Genomic DNA, 17,764 nt, shown 5'->3' with positions numbered 1-17,764 from the left:
AGACACGGAAGCCCTTGGCGGACACTCAGATGATGCTACTCGGGAGACCTCACCTGCGAAGCCGACTTCACCATGGCCGCGCACAGGACGATGAGCGACGCGACCCACGCATAGTACCCCGGTCCGAGACGCATGTGAAATTCCTCGGACATGCGCCCGGGCATGTACCCGAGGCCCGGGGCGCACGCCACGAGTGTCGCGGCGACGAGAGGCACGAGCACCCACGCCGAGTCGAAGCGGCGCCCGCGCTGGACCGCGATGGCCGACCACAGCATGAAGACGTTTCCGCTCAGAAGAACCGCAGGAAACCAGACGAGGAGGCCTTCCGAACCACGGGAGCCGAGAAGCAGTCCTATGAGCGCACCGCTGAGCCATGCCATCTGCCACCCGAAGAGAATCCGATCGCCCGCACTCGCGAGCCCCTGAGGGAGAGCCGCCGGGATGACGAGCGACACCGCGTACAGGAGCCAAGCCCATGAGAACAGCTTGCGCGAATCGAGCCTGCCCGCAGTGATCCAGCGTCCGAAGAGGTGTTGCACGGTTCCCCGCAGGTATCGCCAGAGCGCGACCTGGCCCGCCACGTAGAGAAGGGACCATGCCGCCATGGGCCAGGGGGTCTCGATCAGAGCATCGCGGAACTCACGCCCCGGGCTCGCATCGCTCAATTCGATCAGAATCAACACGGCCAGGACATGAAGCGCCGGCAGCAGCACCGCGCTCCGCTCGAATCGGCCGGCGCGGGCAGCCACCGCGAGCCCGCCGATGAGAGCCCACAGAACGGGAGTGGCAACGAATGCTCCGATCAGGCCGAAAGAGCCCAGCGGAGCCGACGAAAGAACGATCAGGATGAAAGAGCCATGACCGGAAGCGGCCGTTCCCAGACTCAGCAGAGACAACACCACGCCGTACGCCAGGCCGGCGCATCCACCCTCGAGAATGGCCCTCGACAGCGGTGTCATCGTCATGCACGCACTACCTCTTCTCCGGCGGAATGCTCCGGATGGGCGCCGAGAACTTCGCGTGTACCGCGGGATCGACCGGTCGGTGCCGGACTTTGGTGCTCGCCGGGTCTTTGCCGAGGAAGTTGTCGCCTTTCCAGTTCGTCGCCGGCCTGATCGGCCTCGGGACGAATCCGCCGCCGCAGTTCGGGCAGATGTTCCCCAGGACGTTGTTGACGCAAGGCGCGCAAAAGGTGCATTCATAGCTGCAGATGCGTGCCTCGATCGAGTCAGGCGGCAAGGCCTTGTTGCAGTTCTCGCAGGTCGGGCGGAGCTCCAGCATCGGCGTCGTGACCCTATGTTATCTCTTCCTGTATACGTCAGTGCTCAGGTACTTCAGGCCGGAGTCGCCCATCAACGTGACCACCCTGGCACCCAGCCCAAGCCGCTTAGCCACCCGGATCGCGGCGACGACGTTGGCACCGGAGGACGTCCCCGCGAACAGCGCCTCCTCGCGCGCGATGCGCCTCGCCATCTCCTTCGCGTCGTCCGTCCTGACCGGAAGGATCTCGTCCACGAGGGTCGGGTCCCAGAGCGGGGGGCTGAAGCCGATCCCGACGCCTTCGATGTTGTGAGGCCCCGCCTGGCCTCCCAGCAGCACCGAGGACTCGGCCGGCTCGACGACGACGATCTTGATGCCCGGCTTGTGTCGCTTCAGCACCGTCGCGACTCCCCGCGATGAAGCCGCCGTGCCCACGCAGTGAACGAAGGCGTCGATCTCTCCCTTGGTTTGACTCCAGATCTCCTCGCCCAGCGGGTAGTAGCCGGCGAGGCTGTCCTTGTTGTTGAGCTGGTCGGTCCAGTAGGTGTGCGGCTCCCGGCTCAACTTGCGGGCCGCCTCGATCATGTCGAGGATCAGCTTCTTGGTGGTCCGGCCCCCTTCGCTCGGGACGAGGGTCAGCTCCGCGCCCAGCGCCGCCATGTGATCCAGCTTCTCCTGGCTGAACGCGTCGGAGCTGACGATCCGGATAGGGTAGCCTTTGGCGGCGCAGATCAACGCCAAAGATGTCCCTGTGCTGCCGCCCGTGTACTCGAGGACGGTGTCACCGCTCTTCAGCCGCCCATCCTCCTCGGCCCGCGAGATCACCGCCAGCGCCATCCGGTCCTTGAAGCTGCCGGAAGGGTTCTCCCACTCGAGCTTCACGAAGATGTCCGCGCATCCGGCCGGTACGACCTTGCGAAGCCGGACCATCGATGTGTTCCCAATTGCGAGAAGAATATCCATCGGTCGCTCCTTTTGCGCGACACCTTCCAACGTGGTGCGAAGAGTGTTGCACCCGAGATCATGCCCGCCGGCGGAGCGACTGTCCGCCGGCGGACACCCGGACGATCATATCAAGCTCGACGTTGCATGCGCACCGGCCTAGGGCGACACCTGCGGCTCGCCGTAGATGAAGTCGTCCATGACGACGACGTCTCGACCCGGTGTCCCCGGGGCACGATTCCCGCTGGTGATCCGCACCATGTAGACACGTTCGCCGGCATCGAAGCCCACCCCCAGGAACGAGAGGTTGCCGGGAGTCTCGGGCCCCGGCAGGACATTACGGCTGAAGAGCAGCCGACCACTGGCGTCGAAATATTCGATCCTGGTGCTGGCGGTCTGATTGACGCCGGTGAAGACCGAACCGAATCCACCGACGGTTGCGCCTGTGCGGCTGCCGGGCACGAAGAAGACCGTCTCGGTGATGTTGCTGTCGAGAGCCGCGAAGAGTCGCTGCGGGCTGAAGGTACTGAAGATCCTGGGAAAGTCGGGGTGGAGATTCCCGAAACGGACCGGCGTGTTCGTCGGATTGTCGCTGTCCGCGCTCACCTGGAAGCCCGACCCCGGGGTGAAGAACACCGCGCCACGCGGGGAATTGGCGTTGAAGAAGTTCGGCGGGAGATTGTTCGGGGCCGAGAAGGCGTCCGGGACGCCATCCCAGTTGATCTCCCGGCGGCCACTGGGGAACGAGCCGGCCACGTTGGGGTTGAGGGCCCCGAGGAAGGCACGGAAGGCATCGACCGAGGCCTGGATATCGGCCGGGGTTGCCCCCGAGGATTCGAACACGACCGGCGCGGCCATGGTGAGCGCCGGCGACAGGAACATGAACAGCGCGAGTGCGATGATGACGGGCTTCATCTTGATGTCTCCCTTGTAGATGAGATCGATGTGTTTCAGCGTCCCTCTATCGGTCGTCTGAATCCCTCCCTTCCGACGCCGGCACCGCGGGGGACACCGACGTCGCGAACCCCGTCAGGACCCAGGCGCGCTGTGCGTTGGCGAAGCGCGGCGCCAGCATGCCGTCGTTGATCTCGCGCGTCACCGCGAACCGGTCGTAGCTGGTCGCGGGGAGGAACAGGCGCGCGTTGTCGTCGAACCCGTCGCTGGCGCTGTCCACGTCCCCCTCGACCGCCGAGATGACGCCGTCCCTGTCCTGATCGACCCGGGCGACCTCGTGCGCGTAGGCATCGAAGATTCGTTGCGGCAGCGCAGTCAGCCCCGGCTCGAACGACGCCACGCGCTCGAACACATCGAGGTAGATCTCGTTCGCCAGGCCGCTCGGGATGAAGCGGTTCCTGAACTCGCGCTGCGCGTCGTCGTCCCCGTCGAACTTGTCCGGGTCGCGGGGGAGGAACGGACTGTCCCCGTATCTCGTCGGGTCGTTCTGGAAACCCGAGGGCCCCGAGCCGGGGACGAGATCGCTGAGGGCGCCGATCTGTCCGGCCTCGAACGTGCCCGCGATGCCGCCCGTGAAGGGGAGCTCGTAGAGCGGGAAGACCCAGTTGGTCGTGTAGTTGAACTCCCAGTATGAGTGCACGTCGCTCTGCTGCAGCGCGTTGTAGGCCCCCATGCTCAGGTAGATCGGGACGAGGTTGCCGTGGACATCGGGGAAATGATCGGACTCGGACGGGAACCGGACCGCGCCGCCGTCGGTCGTGAAGAGATGGCCGAAGACGTTGTTGCCCGTTCCCATCCCCCGCAACCGGTCGGCATCGACCTGGAGGATCGTCCCGAACTGCGGGTGTCCGTTCGGGCGCGGTGCGGCGACCGGCGCGACCCGGAGATCGTGGATCATCCAGCCCTCGTACCAGCCGCTCTCGTTGTTGATGACGAAGAGGGGGTGGATGTCGGTGAACACATCGATGAAGGCGCGGACGTCGTTCGGGTCCGTCGGGAGGCCGGGCTTCGGCTCGACCACGAGGCGGACCGCCCCGACCGTCGGCAGGCCGCAGTCGGCGCCGGTCACGGTGAGCTCGACGGCGTCGTTCACGCCGGGGAAAATGGTCGTGAACACGTTCGGCTCGAAATGATGCGTGTCCACGAGGTAGTACTGGAACAACTGGCTCGGCTGGTCCGCCTCCGCGAATGCCTGGATCGGCAGCGTGCTGTGGGGCCGGCCGGCGAGCCTGAGAATCCGCTGCTTGAGAGGCAGCGGCAGCGACCTGATATCGCCCCGGCCGGCGACCGACGCGATGTCGGCCTGGGCATGCGGGTTCGGATGGCAGGGCGGGGAGATTTTGTCGATCTCGACACCGGGCACTGTCGACGCAACCTGCGAGGCGCCGAGCACCAGGGCGCCGGCCATCGCCGCGGAGAGCACCAGCGGTGCCGCGAGACGTCTCGATTCGATGCGCATCATTCGGAGCTCCTCAATTAGGACGTTGGGGGATGGGGCGGCCCGGCCGGATTGCCGGGACGCCCGGTTCTTCAGTCTTCAGAGGGACGAAAAGGACACCGGGGCACGCCGGCGCTTCGCCGGAGACCAGCACCGGACTCCGAGAGTCGAAGTAGAGAATCTTCCTCGTGTCCCGCAGCTTGAGGGAGCGAACGCGATAGCCGCTCTCGTCGTAGACGAGACACAGCAGACCGCCGGGTGCGCCGATGGCCCATTCGATCGACGCCGCGTAGAACACGGCGGCCTCGCCGTCGCCACGCACGTACACCCAGGCCCGGGAGATCGCGGGCGAAACGACGAACTTGTACTCCCCGGCCGGGAGCATGCGGTGGTTCCACTTCGCGGCGACGGGAAGCGTGAAGCCTCCCATCAACCTTCCCCTGGTCGAGGGGGCCGAGGCCGCGACGCCGATGACCAGCTTCGAGAACATGCGCATGGTTGTCCTCCTCTTCCTAAGGGCGCCCCTCGTCCGCACTGTCCGCGTCCACCGTGACGTGGACGCCCTCCCCTTCGAGCACGCTCGCGACCAGCCTGGACCGACAGTGGATCTCGACTCCCATGTGGCTGAGCCGCCGAAGGGAATCGACACCGGCCAGATCGACGAAGACGACGCCCGCCAGATCGAGTCTCACCGCGCCACGGGACAGAAGAAGATCCAGGCATTCCCGCTCGAGCAGCGCGGCCCACTCCGCGACGAGTCGCCCTTCGAGCCTCAGATTGGCCCGGTAGCGAGAGCCCCTTTCGCGTGTGATCCTCAGCGTCACGTCGACCTCCTCGTCACTTTGGCTACGGGAGGTCTATAGGCACGCCGCGTGCCAGGCGCGTCTCACGCGCGCCGAATGAACGGAAGCCGCTGAACGGAGTCGAGTTGGGTGGATGGACGACTTACCGATCCGGCGGAGCCGGAGCGGGGATGCATGCCGACCAGTTGGGAGAATGCCGAAGGGATGGCAGTCGATCAGGGATTGCGGTGGATGCCGAGCTTCTTCATGCGGGCCTCGAGGGTCGTGCGCTTGAGGTCCAGGATCCTGGCGGCGCCGCGCTCACCGCTGACCCGCCAGCCGGTCTCCTCGAGAACCGTGAGGATGTGCCGGCGCTCGACCTCCTCGAGCCGGCGCGCTTCCTGCCGGGCGTCCCCGCCGGCCGGCGCGGGCGCGAACTCGCCGAGCACGAAGTGCCCCTTGGGCGACAGGATGACCGCCCGCTCGATGACGTTCTGCAGCTCGCGCACGTTCCCCGGCCAGGAGTAGGCGGTCAGCCGGCCCAGTACGTCGTCCCCCAGCGAGCCCACGTGCTTTCCCATCTTCGACGCGTACAGCATGGCGAAGTGCCGGGCGAGACGGGGGACGTCCTGCAGCCGCTTTCTCAACGGCGGCACGACGATCGGAAAGACGTTGAGCCGGTAGAAGAGGTCCGCCCGGAAGCGCTCCTCGCCGACCGCCCGCTCGAGGTCGCGATTCGTGGCCGCCACCAGCCGCACGTTGACCTTCAACGTCTGCGTCCCGCCGACGCGTTCGAACTCGCCGTCCTGCAGCACACGCAGGAGCTTCGCCTGCAGCTCGAGCGGAAGGTCGCCGACCTCGTCGAGAAAGAGCGTGCCCCCGTTGGCGAGCTCGAACCGGCCGACCTTCCGCGCAAGCGCGCCGGTGAACGCCCCCTTCTCGTGCCCGAACAGCTCGCTTTCGATCACACCCGCCGGGAGGGCGGCACAGTTCACCTTCACCAGGAGTTTGTCCTTCCGCAGGCTCAGACCGTGGATCGCGCGGACGATCAGCTCCTTGCCGGTCCCCGTCTCGCCGGTGACCAGCACGGTGGAATCGGTCTTCGCCACCTGGCGCACGTTCGCGAGGACGGCGTGGATGACCGGGGACTCCCCCACGACGTCGCCGAACGCGGCCTCCGTCCGGACTTCTTCCTGAAGATAGACCTTCTCCTCCTCGAGGCGCGCCTTCAAGGTCGCGATCTGCTCGTAGGCCAGCAGATTCTCGATGGCGAGCGCCACCTGCTCGCCGATCGCCACGAGCAGCGAGGCGTCGTCCTCGCAGTACCGCCCGGGCGTGTGGCTCCCGACGTTCAGCGTTCCGAGGATCTTCCCCTTGGTCGACAGGGGAACCGAGACCGCGGAACGGATCCCCTCCTTGAGCAGCGGAGCGTGCTCGGGGAACGGAGGCGCCTTCTCGAGATCCGGCGTCAGAAGCGGCGCGTGGTGATCGAACACCCAGCCGGCGCGGGACCCCTGCCTCGGCCACTCGGTCCCGAGTGGGATGAGAGTCGGCGACGGCACGGCCCCCGCGACCCCCAGCACCCTGAAGACATCCCTGACGGGATCGTGCAGGACGAGCGCGGCCCGGTCGAACGGGATCGCGCACCGCAGCGCGGCCACGGTTGCCGAGAACAGGGAATCGCGGTCGAGACACGTGACGATGGCGTTGTTGACGTCGAGCAGGACGCGCAGGCGTTCCTCGGACGTTCGGAGCTCGGCAGTCCGGGACTGCACGACATTCCGCAGATCACCCACCACGCGCCGCAGCTCGATCTCGCACATCGCGGACGTCGCGAGGATCCGCAGGATCCCGATCTCCTCCTCGGTCCATGCGTGAGGCTGCCCGTCCACGACGCAGAACGTCCCGAGGGCGTGTCCGTCGGAGGTGATCAGCGGGATTCCCGCGTACGCGATCACGCCGTCGGAGACGGCGAGGTTGTTCTCGAAGCGCGGATCGCGCCGCGCGTCCGGCACGACGAGAGGCTCCCCCGATCCCACGGCATGCTTGCAGAACGAGTCGGTCAGAGGGGTCTGCCGCGTGGAAGCGAGCGGCTCGGTCAGCCCGCATTGACTCTTGAAGAACTGCCGATCGCCGTCCACCAGCGACACGAGCGCCACCGGCACGCGCAGCACGGTCGTCGCCAGGCGCGTCAACCGGTCGAACGCCTCCTCGGGCGGCGAATCGAGAAGCATCGTCCGCCGCAGCGCCTCGAGCCTGGCCTCGTTCCCGATGACTTTGAAGAGCTCTTCCGAGGCCAAGCCGCAGGACTCCCGCAGATGGAGGTGGACTGCCCAGAACTATAACTCCGGGCGGGGCCGGGCGGCAAATACGTGCAGCACGGCGCCGGCGAAGACCATCACGCAACCCACGAGGGTCGGTCCGTCAATCCTGCGGAAAAGCCCTGATTTGGCGGTATAATTCGGTACCGACCTGCCTTTGGAGACCATGATGATCCAATCCACCACCCTTCGGACGATGGCCATACTTCTGTCTTGCCTCGGGTCCGTCGTTGTCGGCAATCGCCAGACGCTCGCCGAACCGGTCTTCGCGGGGGCAACCTCCGAGATCGGTCCAGCCTCGTTCGGGTCGGCGATCGGGGACATGAACGGAGACGGGATACTCGACCTGGTGACGACCGACAATCTCGCCGGGGGAATCTCCGTCCTCATCAGCCGGGGGGACGGCACGTTCGAGCCGCGGAGTTTCACGCCCCTCAACGCCGCTCCGCTTGCAATCGCCCTGAACGATCTGGACCTCGACGGCGATCTCGATCTGGTCGTCACCATTGGAGGAGGGTTCGGCGTGACTCTCAACTCCGGGGATGGGCATTTCGATCCCCTCACAAGGTACACTCCGCCCAGCGGCGCGACCCAGGCGGTATCCCTTGTGATTGCCGATTTCAACGGCGACGACAGCGTGGACGTCGCGGTCTCCGAGATTTCCACGGGAAGCGTCTACGTCTACCTCAGTCGTGGCGGGTTCGGATTGTGGGACATTCGGAAGGTCCCGGCGGGTCGTTTGCCCCGGGCGCTGGTCGCGGCCGATTTCAACGCGGACGGAAAGGTCGATCTGGCGGCGGAAGGGTTCTGCGCCACCGGCGACCCGACCTGCTCCCAGGGGGAGATCGCCGTGGTACTAGGGCATGGGGACGGGAGCTTCGATCCGCCGGTCCTCTATGCCGCGGGACCGCGTCCGGCCACGACTCTGAGGACGGGCGACTTCAACGCGGACGGCGTTCCGGACCTCGCCACCGCGAACCCGGGCGCCGTCTCCATCCTGTTCGGCGTCGGGAACGGGTCGTTTCGCCCCCGGGCGCAGTTCGACACGATGTCGGATCCCTTCAGCCTCGTCGTCGCCGATTTCAACAGGGACCGCAAGGACGATATCGCCTTCGTTGCGAGCGATCGGTTCGCGGTCCTGCTCGGTCGCGAAGATGAAAGCCTCCGTTCCACGCAACCCGGCGCGACGGGTGGGCTTCCTTTCGCCCTCGCTGCGGCGGATTTCAACGGTGACGGAGGGGTGGATCTTGTCATCAACCACCGCTCGCCCACGCTCGGATTCGAACCGGGGTACGCGTCGGTCTATCTGGGACAGGGGGACGGGACATTCCGGCAGCGGGCATTGTCCATGGAGGCGGATCCGACCGCGCTGGTCGACGCCGATCTGAATGAGGACGGCCGGCCGGACCTGGTCGTCCCCATGAAGGGGAACGCCGGCGTGTCGATCTTCCTGAACCAGGGGGCCGAGAACTTCCTGGCGGCGGCGACTGTCCCGGCGGGCAGCGGACCGACCGCGGCGCTCGCCTCGGACTTCAACGGCGACGGCCACGTGGATCTGGCGGTGACGAACGGCGCTTCAAACGACGTGTCGATCCTCCTCGGAGATGGGGCGGGACACCTGGTGCCGGGCTCCCGGCCGGGTGTGGGGTCTACCCCCTCCTCGATCGCCGCCGGGGACTTCAATGAAGATGGTGTCGTCGACCTTGCCGTGACGAATTCGTTCTTCGACTACACCGGGGCCACGGGCGATCTCTCCATTCTCGTCGGGGTCGGCGACGGCACTTTCGCGCCGGAAAGCCGCATCAGCGTGAGCGTCGGCCCCCAGTTGGTGGTGGTGGCCGACTTCAACCTGGATGGCCACGACGATCTGGCGGTTGTGTCCACGGACAGATACACATGGGGAATCTTCCTGCTGCTCGGGCGGGGGGACGGCACATTCACCAGCGGCACGACTCTTTCGAATCTGCTGGCGCCCCAATCACTGGCGACCGGAGATCTCAACGGCGACACTCTGCCCGATCTCGTTGTCTCGAGTGCCGGGCAGGGCGTGATCGCGACTTATCTCGGACAGGGCGACGGGGAGTTCCTGCCGGCGAAGACGATGTTCGTGCTCGGGGAATCGGGCAGTATCGTCCTCGCCGATTTCGATGCGGACGGGCGCCTGGATCTGGCGGCGCGATCGCTGTGGGACGGCCCGTTTCAGGACAAGGTTCTGGTACTGCGCGGTGGCGGTGACGGGACGTTCTCGCCGCTCTCGAGGTTCGCGGTTGGCGCCGGACCAGCAGCGATGATCGCCCGGGACCTCGATGGCGACAACCGGCCCGACCTGGCGATCGCCGGTGATGGTCTGGGCTCCAACGGGATCATGACCCTGCTGTTCAATCGGCATCCCGGGCCCGACTCGGACCACGATGGCGTCCCGGACGAATCGGATGACTGCACCGATACGGATCATGACGGGTTTGGCGACCCCGGCTTCCCGGCGAACACCTGCCCTACGGACAACTGTCCTCACGTCGCCAACCCGGACCAGGCGAACGGCGATCACGACGCGCTGGGAGATGCCTGCGATGCGTGCACCGACTCGGATCATGACGGGTGGGGCGACGCGGGGTATCCGCAAAACCTCTGCGCGCCGGACAACTGTCCCGCCGTCGTCAACCCGTTCCAGGCGGACGCCGACCACGACGGCGCCGGGGATGCCTGCGACACCTGTAGCGATCCCGACGGCGACGGGTACGGCTCGAGAAGCCGCGTGTTTCCCATGACCTGCCCGCTGGATAATTGCGGCAACGTCTACAACCCGGGGCAGGAGGACGCCGACGGGGACGGCATCGGAGACCTCTGTGACCCCTGCCCGCACGACGCCGCCAACGATTACGACCGCGACGGCGTCTGCGGCGATGTGGACAACTGTCCCCTGCTGCCGAATCCATCGCAAGTCGATCAGGACCATGACGGACGGGGTGACGGTTGCGACAATTGCCCGACCGTCCCGAACCCCGACCAGGCGGACGGAAACCATGACGGATCGGGGGACGCCTGCCAGCCGAGCGTACGGATCTACGCCGTTCGGGATCAGGGGGGATCCGAATTGGAGGTCTTCGCCACCGCCCAGGATCCGCAGGGGGAAACGCTGAACGGGACGATTCAGGTCTTGGAGACGAAGGCCACGTCCAGGGACCTGCCGGACATGGGATTGACCCGGAACTGCGCCGACGGGATCTTCCCCGAAAACATCCCCGGCGAGGGGATCGGTTTTGCCAACGGCTCGATTGGCTTTCCCGTGCTGTTCGATCATCAACTCGGGGCTTCGAACTTCAGTCTCCCTTGCGGGTCAGGCTTCTCCACGTATTACCTCGCCCGGGGCTCGTGCGACCTGGCCGGCGGTTTCGACACGACATTGTTTCTGGAGGGGCTCCCGCTGCCTGCGCCGATCTGTCTTCTGAAGGGCGGCTTCGGCGGTCCGCGCTTCGATGCCACCGTGCTCGGCTACGACACCGGCAGCATCGCAATGAATTTACAGCAGAAACTGACGCTCACGTTCCCGTTCACCGGCGTACTGCCGACGCAGGTCGACATCTCCGGTCTGTCCGTGGGCGCCGAGCACAGCCTCCGCATCACCGCGACCGACGGGAACACGCTGCCGGCGAGCGCCGAGGCCCCATTCCTCTATCAAGGCGAGTCGGTTATGACCTTCCGGCCCCCCATAACGACCGTGTCGGACATCTTGATCAACTTCACGAGCGGTCCGGGAAAGGGAGCGGGGCTGCTGACCTGGACCACCGATCTCGAGTTCGACCTTCTCGGATTCAACGTCGTGACGTACGACGCGCGCGGGAGCCGTGTGCAGCTGAACTCCGTCGTCATCCCGTGCGAGGAGTGCATCACCGGGACGGGACACACCTACACGTTCGTCGTCCCCAAGCACAAGAGCGGCAGAAGCGTCTACATCGAAGTCGTGCACGTCGATCACAAGGTCGACCTCTTCGGCCCCTCCCGGCGGGAGTGAACGAAGATCAGATAATTTCCCGCACCTGTCACCTGCGGTGATGCTTCGCGATCTCCTCCTCCCCCGACGTTTTGAAAATTCGGCCATCCGAGGCTCGACGCTGCACGCCTCACACCCCAGCAATGTGACACCCGTCGGCTCGAGCCAAGTGTTCGGCTCGGGCGGCCCGTGCCGGGCGAGTTACTTCGATTTAGAACGCTGGAAGGCCATCCACGTGACGGTGTCCCAGGCGTTGTGAATGCCGATGAACAGCAGCAACAGCGTGGCGGCGCCGATTCCGAACAGGGATGTTGTCGGTTTGTGGCGAAGCATCATCCCAGCGATCACAAGGGCCACGTACACCGCGAGAGGCAACAGGAGATGGCACAGCCAATCTTCAAGCACCGGCCTGTAGTGGCCCTCGCTCAGCACACGCCGAATGCGCACCGCGACGACGACAACGAAGACCAACCCCGCAAGACCGGTCATCGCAATCGCCAGGCCGGCTTGCGACAGCGCGCCCCAAGGCGCGCTGAGAATCGCGGACACGAGCAGCGCCGAGCAAAAATGAACGATGGTCGGCGTGCTGAACACCGAGAATCCCAGGACCGGAATGGTACCTCGCGACTGTGCTTCCGGGATTAACGTGACGACGACAAACATCAGTCCGGTCAGTCCTGCGGACGAGGACCCTACGATGACATAGAAACTTTCCCAGGCCGCGAGTAGTGAGACGCCTGCATCATGCATGAAGAGCCTCCCGTGGCTGTCCGCTCTTGTCCGCCGCGATTCTACGTTTCATGAATCCGCGTCCACTACCTCGCCCATCCTGGACGGTGGATCGCATCGTAGGAACGACTCGGACCAGCGGATGAGTCCGTAGCGAACGGGGATGGGCCCCTCCACGAGCTCGGATCACCCCCTGCCGCCACGCGTCAATCTCGAATCTCGGCCTCGACGAGCTTCCCCAGGAGAGCGAACGATTCCTGCCAGCCGAGATAGCAGGCCTCGCGAGGAAACCGGACATGATACGGCCAGTGCTGCCGGAACTCTCTTCGCTCGGTTACGCGCTCCGCCGTCGCGGCGTCATGGAAGGCGACCCATATCATGAAATTCACCCCTGCGAGCCGCGATCTCGTGGTCGGACCGGAGGTGAATCACCTGACGCCTCTCGGACGATTTCACGTCGTCGATTGCGGGATCCTCCGCATACCCAGGACCGCAGGGGCCGGCCCATCATTAGGTGTCTTTAGAGGAGGGGCACGATGAAAAGCGACGCGCGATCCCGTCTGTGGCGGCTGCTGTCGGCCTGCGCGTGTGTCCTCCTGCTTGCGCCCGCGACGGCCCTCGCCGCCACCCGCATCCAGAACGACGACCCGGCCGTGCGCTACTCCGGCACCTGGTTCAATCTGACCCGGACGCAGTTCGACGGCGGCGGCGCCACGACGTCGATGGGCGCGGGGGACCGCGCCGTGCTCGGCTTCACGGGCACGGGGGTCCGCTGGATCGCCTATCGCGACGAGTGGTCCGGCCTGGCGAACGTCTACCTGGACGGGACGCTCCGGGCGACGATCGACACCTTCAGCTCGCCGCCCCAGGCCCGAGCCGTCGTCTGGGAAGCCGCCGGTCTGCCGGAGGGCGGCCACACCCTGACGATCGAAGTCGCCGGGTCCCACGACGCGTCCTCGGGCGGCGCGTGGGTCTGGATCGACGCGTTCGAATTCGACGAGACGGCCGGTCCACCGCCGCTCTCCATCACGACCGGCTCCCTCCCGGACGGTGTGCAGGGAACGGCGTACGGCGCCACGCTGACGGCCGCGGGCGGCACGACTCCCTACGCCTGGTCGATCGTGTCGGGGAGTCTGCCGGCGGGGCTGACCCTGGCCTCCGGCACGGGGACGATCTCCGGCACGCCGGCGGCGGCCGGCACGAGCGTCTTCACCGCGCAGGTGACGGATCGCGACGCGCGATCGGCGACCCGCCAGCTGAGCCTCACCATCCAGCCGGGAGCGGGGACCGGGCAGGAGCTCATGCCCGCGAGCACGGACGCCTGGTCGGTGTTCGCGCCGCGGGCGCAGTCGGCGCCGGTCGTGTCGACGTCGGGGGGACCCGGTGGGTACGCGCTGAGCGTGTCCGGCGGCGGGCTGCCCGACGTCTACGGAGGATGGAGGGCGCGCATCGGCGGGATCGCGGGAGGGAGCTACTACCGCTTCAGCGCGCGGGTCCTGCCGTCCGACCTGGCCTCGCTGCGCGAGTCGATCTCGATCCTGCTGCGTTGGAGCGGCTCGTTCGGGCCGGAGGAGACTCCCGACTATGTCTGGGATTTCAAGCCGGCGGCGCAGCCGCCGGGCGCGCTGACCTTCGATCGAATCGTCCAGGCCCCTCCCGGGAGCACGGCGGTGGACGTCGACCTTCTCCTGCAGTGGTCCGCGGCCGGGCGGGTGACGTTCGACGAGCTGAGCCTGAAGCCGTCCGCGGCCCCCGCCCCGCGCCGGGTGCGCGTGGCGGCGATCTACTACCGCCCGTCCGGCACGCAGAGCGGCTACGAATCGGTGCAGCGGGCCGCGAGCTACGCCGAGCAGGTGGCGATCGATCACCGCCCGGACATCATGGTCCTGGGAGAGCAGCTCAACGTGATCGGGGTCCCCGGCACGCCCGACGACAAGGCCGAGCCGGTGCCGGGGCCGAGCAGCGACGTCCTGGCCGGCGTCGCCCGGCGCCAGGCCGTCAACATCGTCTTCGGCCTGGCGGAGCGCGTCGGCGACAGGCTCTACAACACCGCCGTCCTGCTCGATCGGAACGGGAACATCGCCGGGAAGTACCGCAAGGTGCAGGTGCCGCGTTCGGAGGTCGACGAGGGGATGGTGCCGGGGGACTCCGTGCCGGTGTTCGACCTCGATTTCGGGAGAGTCGCGCTCCTGATCTGCCACGATCTATCGTTCCCCGAGCCGGCCCGCGAGGCGGCCCTGCAGGGGGCCGATCTCCTTCTCGTCCCCTACTGGGGAGGACGAGTGACGATGGCGCACGCCCGGGCGATCGAGAACGGAATCCACCTCGCCCTGTCGGGCTACGACCAGGCCAGCGAGATCGTCGACCCGCTCGGCACCGTGCTCGCCTCGATCGGGGAGATCACGGGGGCGCCGAAGGTCGCGGTCGCTGACATCGATCTGTCACGCCGCTTCCGCGAGACGTGGCTCGGCGACTGGCGCGACATCTCCAACAAGGAGCGGCGCGCCGCTCCGTACATCTACCGCGTGCCCTGAGCGGAGACGGCCGCACCTCTGGCGGATGACATCACCTACGCGGCCAATCCGCGCCGCGCGGTCAAGCGCGCCTGCGAAGAGACACATGAGTCGCGCGAACGCCCGCGACGTGCTTCACGCTTTCGTAGCCTACCTGGTTCGGCCCGGCACCGAAGCCGTCGATCGAGACCGCAAAACTGCTGACTCGGAGTTTCGACATGACGTTCCTCTGAGGAGGTGCCTCAGGATTCGATGGACGCGCGGCGGGGCGCCGGACGCCCGGGTTCAGCGACGCGCGCCACGTGACCGCTTGACGCTCTTGAGGCGGCGCTTCGCGCGTGTCCGCTGCAACACGTTGTTGGGCCGCGTCCGGCTCACCAGCGGGAACCGCTCGGGGAATTCTATGGACTCGATCGAGAGGTCGACGTCGAGGTCGGGCCAGTAGATATGCGTCGGGTGCGGCAGCGCCACGTTCAGCACCTGAGCGACGGGAGCGTCCTTGAACCAGGGAAACTTCTTGAACGGCAGGAAGAGCTCGCGGCCTCCGACCAACACCCAGAGGCCATGCTGAGACACGTTGGTGACCTCAACGTCCAAAATGCTTCTTCCACGCAGCGCGGATCTCACGTTCATGCCTCCGGACAAGGTATAGGGCGCTCGTCAGGCGCCGGGCGCTCATGCCATCGCTTCGGGCCAACTCGATCTTCGGTTCCAGCCAGAACTTCGCTTCTCCATCCGCATGATGGACGTGAACATGCGGTCGCAACTCCTCACGCGAGAAAAAATAAAAGCGATAGCCGGCATGGCGAAAGACTGTTGGACTCACCTCCCTATGTTACACGGTCCCCGGCGGAGCGGATGACCAATACGAGGTCGCCGGCCTTGATGGTTGGCTCCATCGCGCCCGTCGGAACCCGGAAGACCCTGGGGCCCACCCAGCTGCAATCCAGGGTGGACAACAGCACCAAGACCAGAATTGCCCCGAACCTGGCCGGTCGACTCACGCTTCCTGCTTCGATGCCACCCGCTTCGCTGCCTCCTGGGACGTCATGACCGGATGAACCTCGAATTCAACCAGATCGGTCCAATTCCGAATCCAGTCCTCGAGAAGCGCCCGGTCGGCTGTTTCCATGAGCTGATAGCAGGTGGACAAGTCCTCAGTCACCCAACTCGAGATGTACGCAAGACCCTCGGGGGCCATACGGCCGCGTTCCCTGAACCGGCGGTATACGGGCGCCGCGTCACCGTTGCGGAAGCGCTCGACGACCATGTAAAGGGGCACGCTAATCTCTCCTTGTTCAAGACGCTGGCGAACATGACCGCGGAGGTGTCATGATCGGGGCTTCGCAAGATCGTCGCCGCCTGCCGACCCGCTCGTGAGATGGATGACCGCGCTCAGAACCCCGTCGACGACACCGGCCATTCGAACGTAATCAAGGGTCTCCGGCAGATCGTGAGGTGTATGGTAATTGAAATTGCGCATGAAGGCCGTGTCGGTCACCATGACTGCGGGGTAACCCGCAGCCCAATAATTCCGCTGGTCTGACAGATCGGCGCCGATCTCGACCGGGCCGGAGTAGCTCACCGCGGGGACAGTGGTGGCACCGCGGAAGCACATCTTTACCCTCCGGGCGAGAGAGCGGTCACGCCACCGGCCGGCAATGGAAATGAAATCGCCGCGTCGTGGGTAGATGAGATAAAGATGAAGTACCCAATCATCTCCAGCGAGATCATGGCCTCCACGGGCGCACCGGCCTTGCGCAGCGACTTCGCATGAGTCGCGCTTCCCATCTCAGGGCCCCCGAAGTATGGCGGCTCCTCAGTCGAGAATGCGACAAGCTCAATTGACGATTGCAGCTTCCGGGCACTGAGGAGCCGCCCGAGTTCCAGAAGGCCGGCGACACCGCTCGCGTTGTCGTCGGCGCCGGGGAATTCTCCGTAAACGTCGTAATGCGCGCCGACCACGACCTTGCGGCCAGTCGCAGGGCCGTACGTTGCGATGATGTTCCTGAATGGTTTGTGAAATGCCTCGTACGGCTGTTCCGTCACTACGGCACCAGTCCTGGAGAGAGCGGCCTTGATGTAGTCCGCCGCGAGGTTGAGGCTGGCTGGTGCGGTCGGGTTCCTCGGAAAGGCCTGTGTACTGAGGTACTCGACGTGCGTTCGAAGAGTGGCAGGATCGGCTCGGGCACCTTCAGGGAACGGATGACGACCGATGTTCGGCTGCCGGACCATCAGGCCAATGAGCAGCACAATCAGGGCCAGGCCGGTCACGACGCCTACCATGATTCTAATGATGCTCGGAATCAGCTTGCGATCTCCCCTACTCCTGAACCGGCGATCCCGATTGCAGCCAGGCCTCTGCAGAGGCCGTATCGCGAAACACCGCGAAGCGAGGATCGAAGTCCGCGCAGAGAATCGAATACATGCGCGCCATTCCGAAGACCACGTCGTCCGTGGCCACGAAGGCCGTGGGCCCAAGGGGGTAGCGATGGCTGAGCTTGCGCAGGTGACTCACGAGCTCCCGGACCTGCCGTCCTCCCATGTCCGTCGTAGCGTCGCGCGCATCGATCAGCTCGGGGATGCCAAGAGCGTTCGCCGCCTGCTCGCGCTCCAGGTGAGCGAGAACGTCATGCAACGAGATGTTGCCGCGCGCGGTAGCGCGCAGCATCCGCTTGTCCGATACGTCTTCGATTTCGATAGGCATCGTGGCCTCCCGGGTGCACGCATCTTACCGCATGCGGACAAATCACTTGCTGCCTACACAGGAAGAGAAACTGGTTGACAAGCTGGCAGCGGGGGAGTATCTGTCGTGTAACGATCAATCAGTCAGC

Annotated in this window: 18 protein-coding genes; 2 read left to right on the top strand and 16 right to left on the bottom strand. The window is 65.8% G+C overall.

Annotation, left to right across the window (positions count from 1 at the left end; genetic code table 11):
- Window positions 1–35 precede the first annotated feature (35 nt).
- The 8 genes from VEW47_16140 to VEW47_16105 all read right to left on the bottom strand — a co-directional run bounded on the left by VEW47_16140 (window position 36) and on the right by VEW47_16105 (window position 7,676).
- A complete protein-coding gene (locus VEW47_16140; protein ID HYS06710.1) occupies window positions 36–965 on the bottom strand; it encodes a hypothetical protein in 930 nt (309 codons plus the stop codon).
- Between the two features lie 7 nt (window positions 966–972).
- The gene (locus VEW47_16135; GenBank protein HYS06709.1) at window positions 973–1,281 is read right to left on the bottom strand and encodes a DUF1272 domain-containing protein; all 309 of its coding nucleotides are present in this window, start codon (window positions 1,279–1,281) and stop codon (window positions 973–975) included.
- A gap of 18 nt (window positions 1,282–1,299) precedes the next feature.
- The gene (locus VEW47_16130; protein HYS06708.1) at window positions 1,300–2,223 is read right to left on the bottom strand and encodes a cysteine synthase family protein; all 924 of its coding nucleotides are present in this window, start codon (window positions 2,221–2,223) and stop codon (window positions 1,300–1,302) included.
- Between the two features lie 138 nt (window positions 2,224–2,361).
- Window positions 2,362–3,117 (bottom strand): hypothetical protein, encoded by a 756-nt coding sequence (locus tag VEW47_16125; GenBank protein HYS06707.1) that lies wholly within the window; start codon window positions 3,115–3,117, stop codon window positions 2,362–2,364.
- A gap of 46 nt (window positions 3,118–3,163) precedes the next feature.
- On the bottom strand, window positions 3,164–4,618 hold the full coding sequence (locus tag VEW47_16120; protein HYS06706.1) for a hypothetical protein: 1,455 nt from the start codon (window positions 4,616–4,618) through the stop codon (window positions 3,164–3,166).
- 10 nt (window positions 4,619–4,628) lie between these two features.
- The gene (locus VEW47_16115) at window positions 4,629–5,090 is read right to left on the bottom strand and encodes a hypothetical protein (GenBank protein HYS06705.1); all 462 of its coding nucleotides are present in this window, start codon (window positions 5,088–5,090) and stop codon (window positions 4,629–4,631) included.
- Window positions 5,091–5,106: 16 nt separating this feature from the next.
- On the bottom strand, window positions 5,107–5,418 hold the full coding sequence (locus tag VEW47_16110) for a hypothetical protein (protein ID HYS06704.1): 312 nt from the start codon (window positions 5,416–5,418) through the stop codon (window positions 5,107–5,109).
- 194 nt (window positions 5,419–5,612) lie between these two features.
- A complete protein-coding gene (locus VEW47_16105) occupies window positions 5,613–7,676 on the bottom strand; it encodes a sigma 54-interacting transcriptional regulator (GenBank protein ID HYS06703.1) in 2,064 nt (687 codons plus the stop codon).
- A gap of 190 nt (window positions 7,677–7,866) precedes the next feature.
- Here VEW47_16105 and VEW47_16100 point away from each other — a divergent pair, with 190 nt between their 5' ends.
- A complete protein-coding gene (locus tag VEW47_16100) occupies window positions 7,867–11,709 on the top strand; it encodes an FG-GAP-like repeat-containing protein (protein HYS06702.1) in 3,843 nt (1,280 codons plus the stop codon).
- A 180-nt stretch (window positions 11,710–11,889) separates the two neighbouring features.
- Here VEW47_16100 and VEW47_16095 read toward each other — a convergent pair whose 3' ends face one another.
- Both VEW47_16095 and VEW47_16090 read right to left on the bottom strand, forming a co-directional pair.
- The gene (locus VEW47_16095; GenBank protein ID HYS06701.1) at window positions 11,890–12,438 is read right to left on the bottom strand and encodes a hypothetical protein; all 549 of its coding nucleotides are present in this window, start codon (window positions 12,436–12,438) and stop codon (window positions 11,890–11,892) included.
- Between the two features lie 185 nt (window positions 12,439–12,623).
- Window positions 12,624–12,797 carry a hypothetical protein gene (locus VEW47_16090; GenBank protein ID HYS06700.1) on the bottom strand — a complete coding sequence of 58 codons (174 nt, stop codon included), beginning with the start codon at window positions 12,795–12,797 and terminating at the stop codon, window positions 12,624–12,626.
- A gap of 156 nt (window positions 12,798–12,953) precedes the next feature.
- Here VEW47_16090 and VEW47_16085 point away from each other — a divergent pair, with 156 nt between their 5' ends.
- Entirely contained in the window at window positions 12,954–14,951 is a 1,998-nt protein-coding gene (locus VEW47_16085) for a nitrilase-related carbon-nitrogen hydrolase (protein HYS06699.1), read from the top strand.
- 264 nt (window positions 14,952–15,215) lie between these two features.
- Here the strand turns inward: VEW47_16085 and VEW47_16080 are convergent, their stop codons facing one another.
- From VEW47_16080 to VEW47_16055, 6 genes are all read right to left on the bottom strand, one after another.
- Window positions 15,216–15,563, bottom strand: a complete 348-nt coding sequence (locus tag VEW47_16080; GenBank protein ID HYS06698.1) for a DUF2442 domain-containing protein — start codon at window positions 15,561–15,563, stop codon at window positions 15,216–15,218.
- Window positions 15,517–15,756, bottom strand: coding sequence for a DUF4160 domain-containing protein (locus VEW47_16075; GenBank protein HYS06697.1), 240 nt, complete (start codon window positions 15,754–15,756; stop codon window positions 15,517–15,519). The genes VEW47_16080 and VEW47_16075 overlap by 47 nt, the downstream gene beginning before the upstream one ends.
- A gap of 174 nt (window positions 15,757–15,930) precedes the next feature.
- Window positions 15,931–16,212, bottom strand: a complete 282-nt coding sequence (locus tag VEW47_16070; GenBank protein HYS06696.1) for a DUF3303 family protein — start codon at window positions 16,210–16,212, stop codon at window positions 15,931–15,933.
- Between the two features lie 48 nt (window positions 16,213–16,260).
- Window positions 16,261–16,548 carry a hypothetical protein gene (locus VEW47_16065; GenBank protein HYS06695.1) on the bottom strand — a complete coding sequence of 96 codons (288 nt, stop codon included), beginning with the start codon at window positions 16,546–16,548 and terminating at the stop codon, window positions 16,261–16,263.
- 2 nt (window positions 16,549–16,550) lie between these two features.
- On the bottom strand, window positions 16,551–17,204 hold the full coding sequence (locus VEW47_16060; GenBank protein ID HYS06694.1) for a M28 family peptidase: 654 nt from the start codon (window positions 17,202–17,204) through the stop codon (window positions 16,551–16,553).
- A 49-nt stretch (window positions 17,205–17,253) separates the two neighbouring features.
- Entirely contained in the window at window positions 17,254–17,637 is a 384-nt protein-coding gene (locus VEW47_16055; GenBank protein ID HYS06693.1) for a hypothetical protein, read from the bottom strand.
- Window positions 17,638–17,764 lie beyond the last annotated feature (127 nt).

It is taken from the genome of Candidatus Dormiibacterota bacterium (genome assembly GCA_035635555.1).
In the GTDB taxonomy this organism is placed as follows: domain Bacteria; phylum Acidobacteriota; class Polarisedimenticolia; order Gp22-AA2; family Gp22-AA2; genus Gp22-AA3.
Note: the sequence above shows the minus strand (reverse complement) of the source record. Positions and strands in the feature narration are given on the sequence as shown.

Bases quoted from the DNA above. Each gene is read 5' to 3' on its own strand.
- VEW47_16140 (HYS06710.1), bottom strand. From the start codon at position 965: ATGACGATGACACCGCTGTCGAGGGCCATTCTCGAGGGTGGATGCGCC.
- VEW47_16135 (HYS06709.1), bottom strand. From the start codon at position 1,281: ATGCTGGAGCTCCGCCCGACCTGCGAGAACTGCAACAAGGCCTTGCCG.
- VEW47_16130 (HYS06708.1), bottom strand. From the start codon at position 2,223: ATGGATATTCTTCTCGCAATTGGGAACACATCGATGGTCCGGCTTCGC.
- VEW47_16125 (HYS06707.1), bottom strand. From the start codon at position 3,117: ATGAAGCCCGTCATCATCGCACTCGCGCTGTTCATGTTCCTGTCGCCG.
- VEW47_16120 (HYS06706.1), bottom strand. From the start codon at position 4,618: ATGATGCGCATCGAATCGAGACGTCTCGCGGCACCGCTGGTGCTCTCC.
- VEW47_16115 (HYS06705.1), bottom strand. From the start codon at position 5,090: ATGCGCATGTTCTCGAAGCTGGTCATCGGCGTCGCGGCCTCGGCCCCC.
- VEW47_16100 (HYS06702.1), top strand. From the start codon at position 7,867: ATGATCCAATCCACCACCCTTCGGACGATGGCCATACTTCTGTCTTGC.
- VEW47_16095 (HYS06701.1), bottom strand. From the start codon at position 12,438: ATGCATGATGCAGGCGTCTCACTACTCGCGGCCTGGGAAAGTTTCTAT.
- VEW47_16090 (HYS06700.1), bottom strand. From the start codon at position 12,797: ATGATATGGGTCGCCTTCCATGACGCCGCGACGGCGGAGCGCGTAACC.
- VEW47_16085 (HYS06699.1), top strand. From the start codon at position 12,954: ATGAAAAGCGACGCGCGATCCCGTCTGTGGCGGCTGCTGTCGGCCTGC.
- VEW47_16080 (HYS06698.1), bottom strand. From the start codon at position 15,563: ATGAACGTGAGATCCGCGCTGCGTGGAAGAAGCATTTTGGACGTTGAG.
- VEW47_16065 (HYS06695.1), bottom strand. From the start codon at position 16,548: ATGTGCTTCCGCGGTGCCACCACTGTCCCCGCGGTGAGCTACTCCGGC.
- VEW47_16055 (HYS06693.1), bottom strand. From the start codon at position 17,637: ATGCCTATCGAAATCGAAGACGTATCGGACAAGCGGATGCTGCGCGCT.